This is a genomic window from Exiguobacterium alkaliphilum (assembly GCF_018138125.1).
GTDB lineage: Bacteria > Bacillota > Bacilli > Exiguobacteriales > Exiguobacteriaceae > Exiguobacterium > Exiguobacterium alkaliphilum.
Window position 1 is genome coordinate 337,501 of sequence record NZ_CP073101.1, and the last position, 20,000, is coordinate 357,500.

The 20,000-nt window shown below is 51.7% G+C and carries 15 protein-coding genes, 3 tRNA genes, 2 rRNA genes, 1 other RNA gene and 1 other annotated feature (2 of these 22 only partly in view); of the genes, 16 read left to right on the top strand and 5 right to left on the bottom strand.

Features of this window, described 5'->3' with window-relative positions; genetic code table 11:
- The 3 genes from KB235_RS01730 to guaB all read left to right on the top strand — a co-directional run.
- Window positions 1-1,571 (top strand): 23S ribosomal RNA (locus tag KB235_RS01730); it begins 1,343 nt to the left of the window's first position.
- A 55-nt stretch (window positions 1,572-1,626) separates the two neighbouring features.
- Window positions 1,627-1,742, top strand: a 5S ribosomal RNA gene (gene rrf / locus KB235_RS01735).
- 246 nt (window positions 1,743-1,988) lie between these two features.
- Complete coding sequence (gene guaB / locus KB235_RS01740; protein ID WP_211780236.1) at window positions 1,989-3,452, top strand: IMP dehydrogenase; 1,464 nt, start codon at window positions 1,989-1,991, stop codon at window positions 3,450-3,452.
- A gap of 37 nt (window positions 3,453-3,489) precedes the next feature.
- On the opposite strand, the gene KB235_RS01745 is transcribed toward guaB, so the two are convergent.
- From KB235_RS01745 to pdxR, 3 genes are all read right to left on the bottom strand, one after another.
- A complete protein-coding gene (locus tag KB235_RS01745; RefSeq protein WP_211780237.1) occupies window positions 3,490-6,909 on the bottom strand; it encodes an alpha-amylase family glycosyl hydrolase in 3,420 nt (1,139 codons plus the stop codon).
- 150 nt (window positions 6,910-7,059) lie between these two features.
- Window positions 7,060-7,680 carry a class A sortase gene (locus tag KB235_RS01750; RefSeq protein WP_211780238.1) on the bottom strand — a complete coding sequence of 207 codons (621 nt, stop codon included), beginning with the start codon at window positions 7,678-7,680 and terminating at the stop codon, window positions 7,060-7,062.
- Window positions 7,681-7,701: 21 nt separating this feature from the next.
- Complete coding sequence (pdxR, locus tag KB235_RS01755) at window positions 7,702-9,120, bottom strand: MocR-like pyridoxine biosynthesis transcription factor PdxR (protein WP_246514295.1); 1,419 nt, start codon at window positions 9,118-9,120, stop codon at window positions 7,702-7,704.
- A 285-nt stretch (window positions 9,121-9,405) separates the two neighbouring features.
- On the opposite strand from pdxR, the gene pdxS reads away from it, so the two are divergent.
- The 8 genes from pdxS (at window position 9,406) to KB235_RS01795 (ending at window position 15,424) form a co-directional block, all read left to right on the top strand.
- Window positions 9,406-10,296, top strand: a complete 891-nt coding sequence (gene pdxS, locus KB235_RS01760; RefSeq protein WP_034817401.1) for a pyridoxal 5'-phosphate synthase lyase subunit PdxS — start codon at window positions 9,406-9,408, stop codon at window positions 10,294-10,296.
- Window position 10,297: 1 nt separating this feature from the next.
- Window positions 10,298-10,876 (top strand): pyridoxal 5'-phosphate synthase glutaminase subunit PdxT, encoded by a 579-nt coding sequence (gene pdxT, locus KB235_RS01765; protein ID WP_034817403.1) that lies wholly within the window; start codon window positions 10,298-10,300, stop codon window positions 10,874-10,876.
- 84 nt (window positions 10,877-10,960) lie between these two features.
- Entirely contained in the window at window positions 10,961-12,205 is a 1,245-nt protein-coding gene (locus KB235_RS01770) for a D-alanyl-D-alanine carboxypeptidase family protein (protein ID WP_034817405.1), read from the top strand.
- 18 nt (window positions 12,206-12,223) lie between these two features.
- Window positions 12,224-12,432, top strand: a binding site (T-box leader).
- A gap of 52 nt (window positions 12,433-12,484) precedes the next feature.
- Complete coding sequence (serS, locus tag KB235_RS01775; protein ID WP_034804464.1) at window positions 12,485-13,768, top strand: serine--tRNA ligase; 1,284 nt, start codon at window positions 12,485-12,487, stop codon at window positions 13,766-13,768.
- Between the two features lie 158 nt (window positions 13,769-13,926).
- A tRNA-Ser gene (locus KB235_RS01780) sits at window positions 13,927-14,017 on the top strand.
- A 36-nt stretch (window positions 14,018-14,053) separates the two neighbouring features.
- Window positions 14,054-14,144, top strand: a tRNA-Ser gene (locus KB235_RS01785).
- A 29-nt stretch (window positions 14,145-14,173) separates the two neighbouring features.
- Window positions 14,174-14,263, top strand: a tRNA-Ser gene (locus KB235_RS01790).
- 165 nt (window positions 14,264-14,428) lie between these two features.
- The gene (locus tag KB235_RS01795) at window positions 14,429-15,424 is read left to right on the top strand and encodes a hypothetical protein (RefSeq protein ID WP_211780239.1); all 996 of its coding nucleotides are present in this window, start codon (window positions 14,429-14,431) and stop codon (window positions 15,422-15,424) included.
- A gap of 39 nt (window positions 15,425-15,463) precedes the next feature.
- Here KB235_RS01795 and KB235_RS01800 read toward each other — a convergent pair whose 3' ends face one another.
- Both KB235_RS01800 and KB235_RS01805 read right to left on the bottom strand, forming a co-directional pair.
- Entirely contained in the window at window positions 15,464-16,135 is a 672-nt protein-coding gene (locus KB235_RS01800; protein ID WP_034804458.1) for a deoxynucleoside kinase, read from the bottom strand.
- Window positions 16,132-16,767: a deoxynucleoside kinase gene (locus tag KB235_RS01805; RefSeq protein WP_211780240.1), complete on the bottom strand. Its 636-nt coding sequence runs from the start codon at window positions 16,765-16,767 to the stop codon at window positions 16,132-16,134. Before KB235_RS01805 ends, KB235_RS01800 begins: the two co-directional genes overlap by 4 nt.
- Window positions 16,768-16,888: 121 nt before the next feature.
- On the opposite strand from KB235_RS01805, the gene tadA reads away from it, so the two are divergent.
- From tadA to recR, 5 genes are all read left to right on the top strand, one after another.
- Window positions 16,889-17,389 carry a tRNA adenosine(34) deaminase TadA gene (tadA, locus tag KB235_RS01810; RefSeq protein WP_211780241.1) on the top strand — a complete coding sequence of 167 codons (501 nt, stop codon included), beginning with the start codon at window positions 16,889-16,891 and terminating at the stop codon, window positions 17,387-17,389.
- A 53-nt stretch (window positions 17,390-17,442) separates the two neighbouring features.
- Window positions 17,443-17,711, top strand: an RNA gene (ffs, locus tag KB235_RS01815) — signal recognition particle sRNA large type.
- 93 nt (window positions 17,712-17,804) lie between these two features.
- Entirely contained in the window at window positions 17,805-19,484 is a 1,680-nt protein-coding gene (gene dnaX, locus KB235_RS01820) for a DNA polymerase III subunit gamma/tau (protein ID WP_211780242.1), read from the top strand.
- A gap of 17 nt (window positions 19,485-19,501) precedes the next feature.
- A complete protein-coding gene (locus tag KB235_RS01825; RefSeq protein ID WP_034804445.1) occupies window positions 19,502-19,819 on the top strand; it encodes a YbaB/EbfC family nucleoid-associated protein in 318 nt (105 codons plus the stop codon).
- Window positions 19,820-19,841: 22 nt separating this feature from the next.
- On the top strand, window positions 19,842-20,000 hold the beginning of the coding sequence (recR, locus tag KB235_RS01830; protein WP_034804443.1) for a recombination mediator RecR. Its footprint extends 441 nt past the window's final position; the window shows 159 of its 600 coding nt (coding positions 1-159); it begins with the start codon at window positions 19,842-19,844; its stop codon lies off the right edge, out of view.

A 20,000-nucleotide genomic window follows, 5' to 3' on the forward strand; every position in this document is an offset into this window, starting at 1 on the left:
CAAGGTTTCCTGAGGAAGGCTCGTCCGCTCAGGGTTAGTCTGGACCTAAGCCGAGGCCGAAAGGCGTAGGCGATGGACAACAGGTTGATATTCCTGTACCGCCGTACCACCGTTTGAACGATGGGGGGACGCAGAAGGATAAGGTAACCGTGCGACTGGAAGTGCACGGACAAGCAGCGAGGCCGTCGGGTTGGCAAATCCGCCCGGCACACAAGGTCGAGCTGTGACGTGGAGCCCGTAGGGCGAAGTACCGGATTTCACGCTGCCAAGAAAAGCCTCTAGTGAGGAGGTCGGCGCCAGTACCGTAAACCGACACAGGTAGGCGAGATGAGAATTCTAAGACGCGCGGGATAACTCTCGTTAAGGAACTCGGCAAAATGGTCCCGTAACTTCGGGAGAAGGGACGCTTATGGCAACATAAGCCGCAGTGAATAGGCCCAAACGACTGTTTAGCAAAAACACAGGTCTCTGCTAAATCGCAAGATGAAGTATAGGGGCTGACGCCTGCCCGGTGCTGGAAGGTTAAGGGGATGTGTCATCGCAAGAGAAGCACTGAACCGAAGCCCCAGTAAACGGCGGCCGTAACTATAACGGTCCTAAGGTAGCGAAATTCCTTGTCGGGTAAGTTCCGACCCGCACGAAAGGCGTAACGATTTGGGCACTGTCTCAACGAGAGACCCGGTGAAATCATAGTACCTGTGAAGATGCAGGTTACCCGCGACAGGACGGAAAGACCCCATGGAGCTTTACTACAGCCTGATATTGAGGCTTTGTACGCGATGTACAGGATAGGTGGGAGTTTGTGAAGCCGGAGCGCCAGCTTCGGTGGAGACACCCTTGGGATACCACCCTTTGCGTATAGAGTCTCTAACTCGCAGCCGTGATCCGGCTGGAGGACCGTGTCAGGTGGGTAGTTTGACTGGGGCGGTCGCCTCCTAAACAGTAACGGAGGCGCCCAAAGGTTCCCTCAGAATGGTTGGAAATCATTCGAAGAGTGCAAAGGCAGAAGGGAGCTTGACTGCGAGACCTACAAGTCGAGCAGGGACGAAAGTCGGGCTTAGTGATCCGGTGGTTCCGCATGGAAGGGCCATCGCTCAACGGATAAAAGCTACCCTGGGGATAACAGGCTGATCTCCCCCAAGAGTCCACATCGACGGGGAGGTTTGGCACCTCGATGTCGGCTCATCGCATCCTGGGGCTGGAGTAGGTCCCAAGGGTTGGGCTGTTCGCCCATTAAAGCGGTACGCGAGCTGGGTTCAGAACGTCGTGAGACAGTTCGGTCCCTATCCGTCGTGGGCGCAGGAAATTTGAGGAGAGCTGTCCTTAGTACGAGAGGACCGGGATGGACGCACCGCTGGTGTACCAGTTGTTCCGCCAGGAGCATCGCTGGGTAGCTACGTGCGGACGGGATAAGTGCTGAAAGCATCTAAGCATGAAGCCCCCTCCGAGATGAGATTTCCCTTTGAGCAATCAAGAAAGACCCCTCAGAGACGATGAGGTAGATAGGTCATGGGTGGAAGCGTGGTGACACGTGGAGCTGAATGATACTAATCGGTCGAGGCTTTGATCTAGTCTATGGTTTGACAATTGATGAACTTCAGTTTTCAGGGAACAAGCCTGAAATTGTCTGGTGGCGATAGCGAAGCGGCCACACCCGTTCCCATGCCGAACACGGAAGTTAAGCGCTTCAGCGCCGAAAGTAGTTGGGGGTCTCCCCCTGTGAGGATAGGACGTTGCCAGGCAACATGAGACGGTCAAGCATCTGCTTGGTCGTCTTTTTCTATGCTTTTCTTCTAAAACTACCTATTATACGAATAAAATTTAAACGATTTCCGAATGTTTTTCCCATACGTTCGCTCAAACGAACACAATTCAGAACTTTCTGAACATCCTCAATTGAATTGCACTTTCTCGTCATACCTGTTACCATTACAGAAATATTTCGAAACAAAGATTCGGGTCCGATAGGAAAGGGGCAATCGATTTTTATGTGGGAAAACAAGTTTGCAAAAGAAGGATTAACATTTGATGATGTCTTACTCGTGCCGAGATTCTCGAACGTCTTACCAAGAGACGTTAGCTTAAGTACGAAGCTTTGTGAAGGTCTCGAGTTGAACATTCCAGTCATTAGTGCCGGGATGGATACTGTGACGGAAGCACCGATGGCGATTGCGATGGCACGCCAAGGTGGTCTAGGCGTCATTCACAAGAACATGTCCATGGAAATGCAAGCCGAGCACGTCGATCGCGTCAAACGTTCAGAGAACGGTGTCATCACAAACCCTTTCTATTTAACTCCAGAACGGCAAGTGTATGATGCGGAATATTTGATGAGCAAATATCGGATTTCTGGCGTACCAATCGTCAACTCGGAAACAGAACGAAAACTCATCGGGATTTTGACGAACCGTGACCTTCGTTTCATTAAAGACTATTCCACGGTGATTGAAGACGTCATGACGACTGAAAACTTGGTTACGGCCAAAGTCGGCACATCGCTTGAAGAAGCGGAACGCATCCTTCACCAGCATCGAATCGAGAAGTTACCACTCGTCGATGATGCAGGCATTTTAAAGGGACTCATCACGACGAAAGATATCGAGAAAGTCGAACAATTTCCGCATGCTGCGAAAGATAAGCAAGGTCGTCTCCTCGTCGCGGCTGCAGTCGGAGTCACGGGAGATGCTGCGTCACGTGCACAAATCCTGGTCGATGCCGGCGTTGATGCGCTCGTCGTCGATACGGCGCACGGTCACTCGGCAGGGGTCATCGAGAAAGTAAAAGAACTACGTGACCTTTTCCCGACACTCCCGATCATCGCAGGTAACGTCGCGACGGCGGAAGCGACACGGGCATTGATTGAAGCCGGTGCTTCGGTCATCAAAGTCGGTATCGGTCCTGGTTCGATTTGTACGACACGTGTTGTCGCAGGAGTGGGTGTGCCGCAAATCACGGCTGTCTATGACTGTGTCACAGAAGCCCGTGAACATGGCGTGACGGTCATCGCCGACGGTGGCATCAAATACTCAGGCGATATCGTCAAGGCGATTGCTGCAGGTGCGCATGCTGTCATGCTCGGTAGCCTCTTGGCCGGTGTGAAAGAAAGCCCGGGCGAAATGGAAATTTACCAGGGCCGTCAGTTCAAGACGTATCGTGGAATGGGATCGGAAGCATCGATGAAACGTGGTAGCCAAGACCGTTACTTCCAAGAAGCTGATAAGAAGTTCGTCCCAGAAGGTATCGAAGGACGCGTCGCCTATCGGGGTGAATTGGCCGATACGGTTTACCAACTCATCGGTGGTCTTCGTTCAGGGATGGGCTATTGTGGCGCCGCAGACATTCGTTCGCTTCGTGAAGACACACAGTTCATCCGCATGACAGGTGCTGGACTGCAAGAGAGCCATCCGCACGATGTGCATATCACAAAAGAAGCACCAAACTACTCAAGATAAAAAAATCCGTTGCTCAAATCGTGAGCAACGGATTTTTTTATCTCTTCACAAGGATGACGGTCCCGCCTTGATCTTGGGCAGGCAATTGTACCGTGACTTTGCCATCGTGTTGTACGACGTAAGCGCGTCCACTATAGCGATCGACGAGCACGGTCTTATGCTTGTGTTTCGTTTGGAACGTCGCCTTTTGCGCCGTCTCTTTCGTGTTCAAGCCGACAAGGACAGATTGTTTGCCGTATGTTCGTTCAAAGATGGAATAGCCTGTGTTCGATCCCCCGGAAACAACAGTGCGTGTCCCTTTGCTGAACACTTTCGAGTAATCGGCACGGATGTTCAACAGCTTCTGGTAATGCGTATGCATCGCTTTCCCTTCACCCGTGACGCGTTTCCAGTCGAAGTCGTAACGGTTTTCGTTAAACTCGCCTTTATCCATGTCACCAGCATGTTTTCCAGATTGGCCGATCTCTTCACCGTAGTAAATGACCGGTTGCCCTTTGGCTGTCATTTGAAGCGAGGCCGCGACCATATGTTTTCCTTCGTCGCCACCTGCACGCGAGACGAGGAAGCCATCTTCGTCATGGCTCGACAAGAACTGACCAAGCGTCGCCTCGTTTGATAGTTGCTTGTTCCGGTATTGAAGGGCACTTTCGACTCCATCAATGTTCCCGTTCACGAAGCTCTCCGCTTGATATTTGAAATCAAAGTCGAGGAGGGAGTCCATTTGACCGCTACGCAAGTAACCGCCTGTGTTATTCACACTTGCACCGTAATGTTCACCAATTAGCTTGAAGTCCGGCTTGATGGCAGTCAACTCGTTTTTGAACGACTTCCACGTCGTCGAATCGACGTGTTTGACCGTGTCGACCCGGAAGTAATCAATCGTGTTGCCTTTCTTCGTTTTCGAGCGCTTAATCCAGTCGGTTTGCCATTTGACGAGTTGGTCCCGGACGGCAGCTTCTTCTGTCTTAAAGTCCGGAAGTCCAGAAAGCGACATCTTCAAGTCGTCCCCGTCGACCGGATTCGAACGAATCATGCCTTCAAATACTTGCCGCTCTTTATTCGTCGGGAAGTTCGTCGCTCCATTCGATACCGCACCAGGTTCCATCCCATAACCTGGGTGGTTCAAGACGACATCGACCATGATTTTGATACCGCGTTCGTTCGCGGCGTCAATTAAACGATGGAACGCTGCCATGTCCCCGAGATGTTCATCGAGTTTCTCGAAGTTTTTCGCCCAATAGCCATGATAGCCATATTGAGATCCTTCTTTTCCGTAGCGGAGATCCCAGTCGATGTTATCCACAATCGGCGTGATCCAAATCGTGTTGATGCCTAGCTTATCGAGATAGTCGAGTTTTTTCGTGATACCGGCGAAATCACCGCCGTGATATGACTCAGGATGATCTAAGTCGTAATACTCTCCGTTCGGATTGTTGTTCGTCTTGTCGCCGTCATAGAACCGGTCCGTCAACATGAAGTAAATCCGTGCCTCGTCCCAGTCGAATTCTTGTTTGTCTTTCATCGTGACCGGTCGGACGTTGACGCTTGTCTTCGTCGTGTGCACGTTACCGTATTGGTCGATTGCTTGAATCGTCAGCGTTTTATTGCCCGGCTTCACAGAGTCTTTGACCGCGATCGTCTGTTTGTTTAGCGCTGGGTCGATTGCTAGTTTTGCCGGTCCACCGAGTGGGCGGGCATCGATGTAAAGCTCACGCAACGTCACTCCTTTTGGAAGCGTCGGCTTCACGTGAACGACGGCGTTTTCCCGCGAACTGATGGCTTTTGGTGAGACGGACGACGTCAACTTGACGTTGGGACGTTTGTATTCGACACGTGACGCTTCGAAATAAGGGTCTTTCACCTCGGTCGTCACGCCATCTTTCGTCACGAGGAACGTGTAGTCGTGTGTTCCTTCCGGTAGTTTAACCGTGTGACGGAACCATTCGTTCTTCGCTTCGTACGTCATCGGATACGTCGTCCCGTTCACTTTCAAAGCGACGCGCTCGATTTGATTGAGTGTACCTGCTTCATATAACGCTTTATCTCGATAGAAGAACGTAATCTCGCCGTTTTCAAAGACCGGTCCTTGAATCGTCGGCACTTGGTGGAACACACCTTTTCCGCTCTCAACGACGACTTTTGTGATGCGATCGGTACCGAGTTTGACGTATCGGTCTTCCCCGTAACCGTCTTTGACGGCCCAGTCCGTGCCTTTGCGAATGACGAAGCCGACGTTCGTCGCGTCTTTTCCGACCGGGATGCGGAAGATGGCCCCAGCTTCGGTCACTTTGTACGGATCGACTTGCCCATCTTTCGCACCGGTGCTCCACGTCCATAAGTTCCAATCCTTATAATCCCCGTCTGCCCGGACGTACGTCATCTCGATATACCGCTGCGTCTTCCATGGATCCGCCACTTCCGTGATCGTCTTAAACGACGTCGTGAGGGCAGGGAGCGTCGTGTTCGACAATTTGCCTGTGACGGCACCTGCTGGGATGGTCGCTTCCAACGTTTGACCGAGTGTAAATGGAGCTGTCGGTGTCACCGTCACCGTCGATCCGCTCGTTTCGACACGGAACGGGACAGACGTATCCCCGCTCTTCAAGCTGACATCGGAAGCATTGAGTGTGACGGGTTCATTGAACGTCCATGTAATCGGGGCATCGAGGGCGATGTCCGTCGATTGGTTCGCCGGCGTTACGGTCGTCACTTCCAATTGGCTCACCGACTCGACACCGCGCAGCGTATAGGCCGAGCTATACACGGATTGCGTCGATGGGTTCGCCGAGACGTTCCAACTGTCGGCTAGTTTGTTGCCCGGATTGCTTGGGATGGTGTCAAATGCGCCGTGTTCTCCGGCATTGTTTCCACTCAGCACGGTCAAGACCCGGAGCTGGTCGTTGTTCGTTAAACCAAGCAGCGACAATGGAATTTTTCCTTCGAAACCTTTCGTCCGATCGAGGGCGAACGAGGCGCCGTTCAAGTTCGTCAAATTCGCGAGTGGAACGGACTTGCCCGATTCATAGAGCGCGGCTTCTTTAATCGCTGTGTCGCCATCGACGCGAAGTAAAATATGATACTGCGGCTTCCGATCGGTTTGACTGAAGTTGAACGGGTAACCGAGTGGATTCGTGTTCACGCCCGAGTCCTCGTCATTCACTTGAAGTGCGATGTTTATGTACTGGCCGTTGTCGCCCCAATTCGGGACATTCTTCGCATCGACATAGAAATAAAGATGCTTGGCGTCATTTTGCATGTACAAGTCGCCGAGGTCAAACCCTTGCCATCCGGCCGTAGGGGACGTGGCGAGCGCCGGGACGTTGGCCCAATCACTCTTGACTCCATCAATGTTGATTGCCGTCGGTTCGGCGAGGACGTTCACCGGGACGCCTGTTTGAATCAGGAGGACAGAAGATAACAGGAGGGTGGACGTACGGCGTGCGGTTTTATTCTTCATAAAGCACCTCTTTCAGGAAATTTGATCGTCTACAGGGCAACGAAATAGGAAAATTGTGCAACCGGTTTCAAAAATAGTGTAGCCGATTATGTAAGCGTTAACAATATAATTTTTAAAAAATAAAAAGCCGCCCAACATTTTTGTGGGCGGTCACGGGGCATAAGGTGTTGTCTGAGCCAATCTTCCTTTAACAATCAATCGCTCGGTCGCATCAAACGTACATGTGACGAGCGTGATGGTCGGATCGATTGTCTCATCGAGCACATCGACTCGAGATGGCGGAACCGTTTCAAGCGACGTGACGACATATTCATACGTGTGCGTCAAGTCGGTGACGTACACGCTCATTCCCGTTTCAATCTCATGGAGTGGGCCAAACAAGGAGGTCGGGCTTTGGGTATAATGACCGGCCAAAGCGTAATTGCCGAGCCCCATCTGTTGGTTTGGACGCATCGTCCCGGCCCCGACGGCCAAGTTATCGGCTTCAAGTCCATACATGATGGGCAACTCCAACTTGATTTCCGGCACCGAAATCACTCCGATTGTCGGCAATTCATGAAAACGATTGCGCACTGTCACTAAATCGGTCCATGACAGCGGAGCGACAGCTGAAAAGTCAAACTCGCCTGATTTCGGTTGCTTCAGTTGCAAGCCTTCGGTCACGCGTTGACTGTTAGACACCGCGACTTGGTCTTTCCACCACGCGTTCGATAGGAAAAACAACCCGACAAGGATGAAGAGGATACCCAGTCCGAAGCGGATGCGTCTCATGATTGTGTCATCCGCGGTAGCTTAGCCCCCGGATGTCCCTCCTTTCGGTATATGCCAACACGACATGAGTCGGTCGATCACGATTGGCAACACGTCCTCTGAGATGGCGGCAAACCCGAACAGGAACTGTCGGGTCAAATCTTGCCGATGAATCGCGTATTCATCCATCGCTTTCATGCGAATACTTGCCGCCTCGGCTTGTCGGCGCAACGTCTCATTCGAATGAGCTGTCTTCACTGTCAGGATGACATGGAGACCCGCACTCGTTCCAGAGACCGTTATGGCCGATTCATATGGTTTGAAGGCGGAGACGACAATCTCGAGTTTTCGCCGATAGGTTTTGCGCATCCGGTTCAAATGTTTCTCGAAGTCTCCACATGCCATGAACTCAGCGAGCGTATGCTGTTCGAAGCGGGGCACGCTGCAAGTGAAATGACGGTAACGTGCCCGGTATCGATTCAACAGTTTTGGCGGCAATACCATATACCCGATTCGAAGCGACGGCATGAGCGATTTTGAGAACGTGCTCAAATAAATGACGCGCTCGTTTTGGTCCATGCTTTGCAGTGAAGGGATTGGCTTCCCGCTATAGCGGAACTCGCTATCATAATCGTCCTCGATGATGTACGTCTGACGGTCGGACGCCCAGTTCAAAAGGCGTTGCCGTCGACTGACGGACAAGATTGTACCGGTCGGGAACTGATGGGCCGGCGTGACGTAGACGGCATCGATTTGTTCTGTCTCGAGTCGGTCGACGACGAGACCGCTCTCATCGACGGGGATTGGAATATAACGAAGCTTTTGCTGTTCGAATAGCTGTTTTGTGAGCGGGTACCCTGGGTCTTCAATGCCGAACGTCTTCGCGTCGGTCAACAAGTCGAGAAGTTGCGGGAGCAACTGCTCGGTGCCGGAACCGACAATAATCTGTTCAGGAGAACAGCTCACACCTCGGGAATGATAGAGATACGTCGCGATCTCTTGACGGAGCACGAGGTCGCCTTGGACGGGACCGAGGGTGAGCAAGTCACTGTTCTCCTCGGTGACAACTTGTTTGATATGGCGGCGCCATCGTTCGAACGGAAAGGCGGCCGTGTCGATTTGACTCGGGTATACGTCAAACGTATACGTCTTCTTCTCTGGGAGCGGCTCAATCGTCTGCATCCGCTCGTTGCGCTGCACGTATAGCTCTTCTTGCGGCAACACGTAGAAACCTTTCCTCGGAACGGACTCGATATAGCCCTCGGCAAGGAGCTGAGCGTAGGCGAGTTCGATTGTCGTCTGGGAGACGTCGATGAAGTCGCTCAATTTCCGCTTGGACGGCAATTTCGTCCCGGTCGTCAACGTATCGTCGATGATCGCTTGGCGGATGTGTAAATAAAGTTGTTCATATAAAGGCGTGCTCGATTCAGGTTCGAGCGCGAGCGTGAGCATATCCATCATGAATCCTTTCCGTGGTCACCCGAAGAAGAAATAAAGGACGAAACCAAGGACGAGGAGTAAGCCGAATAAACCTGGTTTCCCATAGTAAGTACGATCTTGCGCTTTGTCGCGCGGGTCGAATTGTGCCATCTCACAGTCCTCCTTTCTCATTGATTCCATTCGAGAATGCAAAACGGAAGTCCTTCAACTGAACTGACCACTTTAAAAACTATCAAACTGACACTTTCAATATAGTCAATTCAATCTATACTTACAAGTAGATTAGCCTATATGGAGGGGATTTAAATGGAAAAGAGACAAGTCGGTACAGATAAAGTAAAACGCGGGATGGCCGAGATGCAAAAAGGCGGCGTCATCATGGACGTCATCAACGCAGAACAAGCTAAAATTGCTGAGGCGGCAGGTGCGGTCGCCGTCATGGCACTCGAGCGCGTTCCTTCAGATATTCGTAAAATGGGTGGAGTTGCCCGGATGGCAGACCCAACGATTATCGAAGACGTCATGGGAGCGGTCTCGGTCCCAGTCATGGCAAAATGCCGGATCGGTCATATCGCCGAAGCACGTGTCCTTGAATCGATGGGGGTCGATTTCATCGACGAGAGCGAAGTGTTGACGCCAGCGGACGAAGAGTTCCACTTGTACAAGCGTGACTACAAAGCACCGTTCGTCTGTGGCGCCCGTGACCTTGGTGAGGCAGCGCGTCGCATCGGCGAAGGCGCAGCGATGATTCGGACGAAAGGTGAGCCGGGAACAGGGAACATCGTCGAAGCGGTTCGTCACATGCGCACGGTTCAAGCACAAGTGAAACGTCTCCTCTCGATGAGCGTCGATGAAGTGATGACGGAAGCGCGCGACCTCGGTGCACCGTTCGAAGTCCTCATGCAAATCCGTGAAGCTGGCCGCCTTCCGGTCGTCAACTTCGCAGCAGGCGGCATCGCGACACCGGCCGATGCGGCGCTCATGATGCACCTCGGTGCGGACGGCGTCTTCGTCGGATCAGGAATCTTCAAAGCCGAGAACCCGGAGAAGTTCGCCCGTGCGATCGTCGAAGCGACGACGTACCACGACGACTACGAGCGTATCGCGAGTTTGTCAAAAGGTCTCGGCGAAGCGATGAAAGGCTTAGACGTCCGTACGCTTAAAGAAGAAGAGCTCATGGCACCACGGGGCTGGTAAGATGACGACGATTGGCGTACTCGGAATGCAAGGGGCGATTCGCGAACACGTTCGGATGCTCGAAGCACTCGGCGTGGACACGCGCGTCGTCCGCTCGGTCGAAGACTTGAGTCAAATTGACGGTCTCGTCCTACCAGGTGGGGAAAGCACGGCGATGCGTCGTCTACTCGACCGCTACGGGTTACTCGAACCGCTTCGTGACAACACGGAACTCCCGATGTTCGGAACGTGTGCCGGCTTGATTTTGCTCGCGACGGAAGTCGAGGGATACGATGCCCATCTACGGAAAATCCCGATGACCGTGAAACGGAACGCGTTCGGCCGTCAAGTCGACAGCTTCGAAGTCACGTTACCGGTGAAAGGGATTGACGAGGCGGTAGAAGCGGTATTCATCCGCGCTCCGCAAGTCGCGTCGGTCGAACCGGTCGTCGATGTCCTCGCAGAAGTGGAAGAGGCCATCGTGGCTGTCCGCTACGATAAATATGTCGCTTGCTCGTTCCATCCTGAGCTGACAGACGATTTGTCGATGCACCGCTATTTCTTGAACGTCGTGGCGGCGAACAAGCATCAACTCGCATAAATGAGAGGCTCCTGAAATCGGGAGCCTTTTTTATGCCGTTTTTTGCTACACTAAAACGAGACATGAACAGAAAGGGGCAAGGTTGTGAAAGCGAGATGGATGATGTGGTTGCTCATCGGAGCAATCTTCATGAATATAATGAATCCGAACAACGCAGCGGCCGCACCGAGCGTTGAGGCGAGCGGGGCGATGCTCGTCGATTTGACGACGGGTCAAGTGCTGTTTTCAAAAGAGGAAGATGCGATGTTACCTCCGGCCTCGATTACAAAACTGATGACCGCGTTCCTCGTCCGCGAAGCGATCGAGGCGGGCGAACTCAGTTGGAATCAGGAAGTGACACCGAGCGCGGAGGCGCTCGCATTGACACAGAAGCCAGGTCTTGCTCGCATCCCGCTCGTCAATAAACCGTATACGGTGAAAGAATTATATGATGTGGCGTTGATTCGCTCGGCGAACGAAGCCGCCGTCACGCTCGGTGAGGCGGTCTCCGGGTCGGAAGCGGCGTTCGTCGAGTTGATGAACGAACGGGCGACGGCGCTCGGGATGACTCAGACGACGTTCGCGAACGCATCTGGACTCGACTCGGTCTCCGCCGGACGTCCGGGCGAGAACTTGACGTCGGCGAGCGATTTGATGAAACTGGCGCTCGCTTATTTAACGAAATACCCCGACGTGCTCGATGTGACGAAGCAGGCGTACGTCGATATTGACGGTGTTCGTTTCGAAGCGACGAACCGGATGCTCGCCGGCCGTGATTTGTCGTATACCGGCATGCTCGGTTTCAAAACGGGGACGACAGACGACGCCGGATACTGTTTCGTCGGTGTCTCGACACGGGATGGGCGGACCGTATTGTCTGTCGTATTAGGCGCGAAGACAGACGAAGGTCGTTACACGGCGACGAAAGCACTCCATGACTATGCGTATGGCGAGTTTGTCATGACCCCGCTGTTACGGAGCGGCGAGGTTGTGCCAGAGTCTGTCTTCGTGGCGGGCGGGGAGACGGAGCGGGCTACGGTCCGCACGACGTCCACGTTCGAGGTATTGATTGAGAAAGGGCAAGAAGTCCCGTCCCTCGTTTATGATTTACCCGACACGACAGCACCGCTTGCTACAGACAAGCAAGTCGGCACGGTGACGGTCGAACTTTCTGAATCGGTCCGTTACTTAGATGGCGAGCAACCGCCGAAAGCGACGCTCGTTGCAGCAGAAACGGTCGACACGGCATCGTTTTTAACACGGATGACGCGTGCGTTTTCAGATTTTCTTGATGAGGTCCGACTCGTGCTCGGAAAACTGAGTCTTGTCGATAGACTCGAGTTGTTGTAAAGTAAAACTAATTCAATGACAGATGCAATGATGAGGAAAAGTACGTTACAGTCATCTACTGACAGAGAGCTAGTGGTTGGTGCAAACTAGCGGGATGGTGTAACCGAATCGGCCTCGGAGCATTGGCTTGGAAACAAGTCACGTCCTGCACACGTTACGTGCATCGAGTGGCCTGGATTTCAGGCAACGAGGGTGGCAACGCGGATCCAAGGTGGTTCGTCCCTTTCCTACGGGAAAGGGACGTGCCGCCTTTTTTATGTGAAAAAGGAGGAAATAAGAATGTTAGACATTAAACGATTACGCCAAGATTTTGAAGACATTAAAGCGAAGCTCGCCCACCGAGGGGAAGACTTGAGCGCGCTTGACCGTTTCCCAGAGCTCGAGGAGAAACGACGCAACCTGATTAACGAAGTCGATGTAAAGAAAGCAAAACGGAACGAGGCGTCAAAACAAATCGCCGAATTGAAGCGGAACAAACAAGACGCAGACGCACCGATTCTCGAGACACGCCGACTCGGGGATGAAATCAAGTTGTTGGATGAAGACTTGCGTGAAGTCGAAGCGGAGTTGAACATGATTTTGCTCAGCATCCCGAACATTCCGCATGAATCAACACCAATCGGTGAAACGGAAGACGACAACGTCACGATTCGTGAAGTCGGAACGAAACCGACGTTCGATTTCGAGATGAAACAGCACTGGGACGTGATGGAAGACTTGAAGATTGTCGACGTCGAGCGGGCTGGGAAAGTCACGGGCAGCCGCTTTGTCTTCTATAAAGGACTCGGTGCCCGTTTAGAGCGCGCCTTGATCAACTTTATGATGGACATGCATGCCGATGAGCACGGCTATTCAGAAGTCCTCCCGCCATACATGGTCAACCGCGATGCGATGACCGGGACGGGTCAGCTTCCAAAGTTTGAAGAAGACGCGTTTAAAGTGGCGGATACGAACTACTTCCTCGTCCCGACAGCGGAAGTGCCGGTGACGAACATGCACCGTGATGAGATTATCGCAGAGGAACAGCTTCCAATCACGTACACGGCGTACAGCGCTTGCTTCCGTTCAGAAGCCGGCTCGGCCGGCCGCGATACGCGTGGTCTCATCCGTCAGCACCAATTCAACAAAGTCGAGCTCGTCCGTTTCGTGAAGCCTGAGGAGTCTTACGAGCAACTCGAGCTGTTGACAGGTCACGCGGAGGAAGTGCTCAAGCGTCTCGGTCTCCCGTATCAAGTGCTCAGCATGTGTACGGCCGACCTCGGTTTCACGGCTGCGAAGAAATACGATATCGAGGTGTGGATGCCGGCTCAAGGCATGTACCGCGAAATCTCTTCTTGCTCAAACTTTGAAGATTTCCAAGCGCGCCGTGCTGGGATCCGTTTCCGTCGTGACGTGAATGCGAAACCGGAGTTCGTGCATACACTGAACGGATCAGGACTTGCTGTCGGTCGGACAGTCGCTGCGATTTTGGAGAACTTCCAACAAGCGGACGGCTCGGTCGTCATTCCTGACGTGCTTCGTCCATATATGGGCGGCATCGAGAAAATCGAGATGCCACGTTAAGCTCGTTTTTACCCCGTCGACACGACACTCGTGTCGACGGATTTTTTATAAAAATTTTTCTAATGTTTTTTCACAAAAGGGTTTGACATCTGTCCCATCAGTTGGTACTATAAATCATGTCGAGCGAGATGATTGTTCGCGAATTGTATATGAGCTTTGGAGGTGTACCCAAGTGGTTTAAGGGAACGGTCTTGAAAACCGTCAGGGGTGTAACAGCCTGCGTGGGTTCGAATCCCACCACCTCCTCCATTTTTATTTTGGAGGCTCAACAATTTCATATCTTTTGGAGGTGTACCCAAGTGGTTTAAGGGAACGGTCTTGAAAACCGTCAGGGGTGTAATAGCCTGCGTGGGTTCGAATCCCACCACCTCCTCCACTTTCTTTTTTTTACACTTTTTTAAGCCTGGAGTTGTACCCAAGTCCGGCTGAAGGGGACGGACTCGAAATCCGTTAGGAGTCGCAAGGCTCGCGTGGGTTCGAATCCCACCAACTCCGCTTGATTGGGCATCTGCATGGGCAGATGCGTTTTTTTATGGTCGCAGACTCCGGTCTGCGGCTTTTTTTTGTGGCAAAGTGGCGAACAACGGCTAGTCTCATAGGAAAGCGGGAATTCTAATCGTATAGAGTTTGTGCGGATTCATGAGAAAGAAGGTGAACGTCATGGATTGGGTCGAGCTATATGTCGAGGAGGTCGTCAAGCATGTTCCGGCGGGGAGACGTGACGAGCTGGCCGAATCGTTGCGCCATGAGATTGAAGCGAAGTTGCCGGCGGATGCGATGGAAGTGGAAGTGAAACGTGTATTGGATGAAATGGGACATCCTGCGGTCGTGGCAGCGCGCGTCCTTAAAGGGCAATATGTCATCGGACCGACGCTGTTCCCTTTCTACGTCTCGATCTTGAAGCTCGTCGTACCGATTGTGCTAGCAGTCGTCTTTGCAGGTCTCGTGCTAGCGAGCATTCCAACGTTTTCAGGTCCGGTCCTTCCGACGCTCGGTACGTTTTTGACGAACGTGTGGGACGCGTTATGGAACGTCGGTATTCAACTGATCTTTTGGATTACTCTCGTCTTCTTTTTAATCGAGCGTTATGGAGGCGAAGATGTGAAAACGCCGAAGATGAAGTGGGATGTGAATACACTTCGGGAACGGGAGCGCGGCGGACGGATCAGCAAGTGGGATGCTGGGATCGGGTTGTTTTTTACGGCGGTCTGGTTCGGTGTGTACGTCAACGCGGAGCGGTTGATTGGCATCTATGAATCGACGACGACAGGCTTCACGATGGTGACGCCGGTGTTCAACCAAACGTTTCTTTTTGACGTGATTGGATTATTCCTCGTCATCGTGTTGCTTCAAGTCGGGCTCGGGTTGTGGAAATGGGTGAAAGGCCGTTGGTCATATGCGTTTGCATCGTATAACTTGGTGTACAATCTCGCGTCGGCCACATTCATCATCTGGATGGCGAGTTCACCGCGATTGTTCGATGCACGGTTCCTCGCCTGGGTCGAGACGAATGTACCGGCTAGTGTCTCGCTCACTTGGGTGTTCGGTATAGTCGTCGCCATCACGATTTTGGCGGCCGTGTTCGATTCCATCGACGGGTTCCGGAAGGCACGGAAGACGCCGCGGCACGATAAGCGGGCGATTGCCCACATATAAAAAAGGTGCGCCGCTTCTGTATGCGACGCACCTTCTTACTTATCTGACTTTCGCTTCACGTGCGATCGTCAATTGTTTTTCAATCTTCTCAAGGATGAGTTCGACCGAATCTGGATCGTTAATCAAATCGTATTCTTCGATTGAAAGACGAAGCACCGGGCAAAGGTTAAAGTTGTTAATCCACTCGGTATACCGCTCGTACATCTCTTCCCAATACGAGATCGGGGTCTGTTGTTCCATCTCACGCCCACGCATTTGGATGCGGTCGAGCACTTGCTCGAACGAGCCTTCTAGATAGATGAGCAAATCTGGGTGTGGGAAGAATGGAGTGAGCACCATCGCTTCAAATAGACTCGAGTACGTCTCGTAGTCTGTTGGCGACATCGTGCCTTTCTCGTAATGCATCTTCGCAAAAATCCCTGTATCTTCATAAATCGAACGGTCTTGGATAAATCCGCCGCCATATTGGAAAATCTTCTTCTGTTCTTTGAAACGTTCAGCCAAGAAGTAGATTTGGAGATGGAAGCTCCAACGCTCGAAATCATGATAGAATTTATCGAGATACGGGTTCGTGTCTACTTTCTCGAGAGACGTCCGGAAGTTCAGGGCGTCTGCGAGCGAGTTGGTGATCGTCGACTTTCCGATTCCGACCATGCCGCCAATCGTGATGATCGTGTCATTCGGAATGTTATACTTTTCATTCAGCGTCATTTTGCTTGTGCTCCTTTAGTCAATTCTAATTCGCGTTCAATCGTAGTGAGGACGTGCTTCAAATCATCCGGGTTGTGGACGAAGTCGAGCTCGTCGCCGCTAAACGATAGAATCGTCACTTCGGGGTGGGTCGCGCGATACGATTCGACGAACGTCTCGTAATCACGAGCGAGTTGTTCGAGGTAATCGCGTGACATGTTCTCTTCTACTTCACGTCCACGCAAAGCGACACGTTTCATGAGCGTCTCGATGCTCGCGTGCAAGTAGATGACGACATCAGGTTTCGGCATATCATGGGTCAAAATCTTATAGATTTGCTCGTACTTGTTCAAGTGAGCCGGTCGTAGGGAACGGTGGGCAAAAATCAAGTTCTTGAAAATATGATAGTCTGAAACGACGGATTGCTGTTGACTCAAGTGGTGTTTGTGGATATCGTCTAATTGCTTGAAGCGATTGCACAAGAAGAACATTTCCGTTTGGAAACTCCATTCTTCGATATCTTCATAAAACTTGCCGAGAAATGGGTTCTCTTCTACAATTTCATTCAGCATTTGCATTGAAAAGTGCTGACTGATGATATGGGCCAGTGACGTTTTCCCGACACCAATCGGTCCCTCTACCGTTATAAACATATGATGTCATCCTCCATTATCCAAAGTGCAAGTTCCATTCTAGCATACAATGGATGGGATAGGGCGAGCGAAATGATTTTCATTTTTTTTCATAATAAGTGATGCGAAACGGAGTGTGAATATGGAACGTGATGAACGATTTATGCGGCTCGCTATAGAAGAAGCAAAGAAGGCGGAAGCGATCGGCGAAGTCCCAATCGGATGCGTCATCGTCAAAGGTGACGAGGTGATTGCGACCGGTCATAATCGTCGAGAAACGGACTTGTTGGCAGCGGCTCACGCGGAAATGATTGCAATCGAGGCGGCGAACGAAACGCTTCAAAATTGGCGGCTTGAAGACTGTGAGTTGTATGTGACGTTAGAACCGTGCCCGATGTGCGCGGGTGCCATTGTTCTCTCGCGTGTGAAACGGGTCATCTTCGGAGCGCATGATCCAAAAGGCGGCTGTTGTGGGACGCTCATGAACCTCGTGCAAGATGAACGGTTCAATCACCAGGCCGAGGTGACGGAAAATGTTTTAGCAGAAGAATGTGGCGCCCTCTTGACGGATTTCTTTCGTGACCTTCGTCAAAGGAAGAAGCTAGCTCGGCTTGAACAGAGAGGTTGCAACCCTATAGATTAAACAGTATAATGTAATAGCACTCAACGAAGTGCTTAACTTCATTTACCCATTTGCCGTGCTAGGCGGGGAGGTAGCGGTGCCCTGTAACTCGCAATCCGCTATAGCGAGACTGAATTCCGATTCGAGGGAGTGCATTGGTGTGGCCCGTCCTCGTGTAAGTGGCGTTGACGTCTGAGTCCTGCGCAACGGTCACCCATGAACCAGGTCAGGTCCGGAAGGAAGCAGCCTTAAGTGGTGACGTACCGTGTGCCGCAGGGGTGCTTGGGCCGAGCAAACTGCATGAGTAACGCACATTGACGTGCTTTCAGAAATCGGTGCGCGGCAGATTTATTTAATAACTTTAATCTACGGCCCCAGGGTTGTAGATTTTTTTGTATGATGAAATAGAGACAATTGAGAGAAAGGAGGCGGAGACATGGCGTATCAAGCATTGTATCGGGTCTATCGTCCGCAGTCGTTCCAAGAGGTAGTCGGCCAAGTTCATATCACACGCACGATTCAAAATGCGTTGCTCGAGGAGCGGGTATCCCATGCCTACTTGTTCTCCGGTCCAAGAGGGACAGGGAAAACGAGTCTTGCTAAAATTATCGCGAAAGCAATCAACTGTGAGACAGCACCGACGAGAGAGCCGTGTAATACATGCCCGACATGTATCGCCATCACCGAAGGGACGAGCCCAGACGTGTTCGAAATCGATGCCGCTTCAAATAACGGTGTCGATGAGATTCGCGAGATTCGAGATAAAGTGAAATATCCGCCTTCGCAAGCGCGCTTCAAAGTATACATCATCGATGAGGTGCACATGTTGTCGACGGGTGCGTTCAACGCGTTGTTAAAAACGTTAGAAGAACCGCCGCCGCATGCCATCTTTATTTTAGCGACAACGGAACCGCATAAGATTCCGGCGACGATTATCTCGCGCTGCCAGCGCTTTGACGTGAAGCGCCATGAAGTTAGTCAGTTGCAGACGCGAATGGCCTATATTTTAAACGATCAAGAATATGAATATGACCCAGAAGCGCTCAAGCTGATTGCCCGTGCGGCCGATGGCGGCATGCGCGATGCATTGAGTTTGTTAGATCAAGCCTTGGCCTTCAGCGATGACCGTTTGACCGAAGACGCCGTCCTTGAAGTGACGGGAGCCGTAACGGACGATGCGTTACTTGAGATGGCTTATGGCTTACAACAAAAACAACTCGATCGCATTCTTAATACGCTAGAGACAATGTTGCGCGACGGGAAAGACTTGAAGCGTTTCGTGGAAGATCTCGTCTTCATTCATCGGGACGCGCTACTCTTAAAAGCTTCCCCTCAAGCCGTCGATTTACTTGAGCGGGCCCGGCCGAACGAACAGTTCCGTGCCTTCGTCGAGGCGACGACGACGGACGCGTTGTTTCAAGTCATCGAAGAGCTAAACGAGTGTCAGCAACAGATGCGTTTGTCGAACCATCCGAAAGTACTCGTTGAATTGACATTTATCCGGATTGCCGAACAAGGTCGGACGATGAGCGAGCAGATGCAACAGCTACAAGATCAAGTCCGTGAACTGAGTAAAGAGTTGAGCGAAGTGAAAAAAAATGGCGTGGCGGTAGCGGACGCGCCTGCGGACAAACCGAAAGCCGTCAAACGGACCCAAATTCGCGTGCCGAAAGAACGGATTCGTCAACTCCTGCAGCGGGCAGAACGTCAGCACTTGAACGCGATTCGCGATAGCTGGGAAGATATCATGGGGAATATCCGAACACAAGATGGTCCAATCTTTGCATTGTTCTATGAGAGTGAGGCTGTCCTTTGTGCAAGCGACACCTTACTGGTACAATTTAAAGATGGGATGACATGGCATTATGAACAAGTCAGTTCGAATGGCCGCACCCGTGACGTAATCGAACAAGCGTTGTTTGAAGTAACGGGGATCCGGCGAGAAATTATGGCTGTACTTGAAACAGATTGGCTTGAATTGAAAAACGAGTTCATCCTTCAAAAACAAGCAGAGCGCACGGATACGAAAGAAGAAGCGAAGCCGGCAGAAGAAGATCCGCTTGTCGCACAGGCGTTCGAACGTTTCGGTGATGTCGTCGAAATCGAAGAGGTTTAACAAAGGAGGCGCTTTATATGCGTGGAATGGGAAACATGAACAATATGATGAAACAGATGCAGAAAATGCAAAAAGACATGGCGAAAGCTCAAGAAGAGCTGAAAGACATGACGGTTGAAGGGACGGCAGGTGGCGGCATGGTCAAAGTCATCGTCAGTGGCCACAAAGAAGTGCTAGACGTCATCATCGCGGAAGATGCGGTCGACCCGGATGATGTTGAAATGTTGCAAGATCTTGTGCTCGCAGCGGTGAACGACGCAATGAAACAAGCGGATCAACTTGTAAACGATAAGATGGGACGTTTCACACAAGGGATGAACCTCCCAGGCTTTTAAGTGAAGAAAGGAAAGATGCGAGTTGCAATACCCTGAAGCGATTGGGCGGTTGATTGAGAGTTTTACAAAATTACCAGGCATTGGTCCGAAAACGGCCATTCGACTGGCCTTTCATGTGTTAGACATGGAGGAGGACGATGTGCTGACATTTGCTAAGTCTCTTGTCAGCGCCAAACGCGAT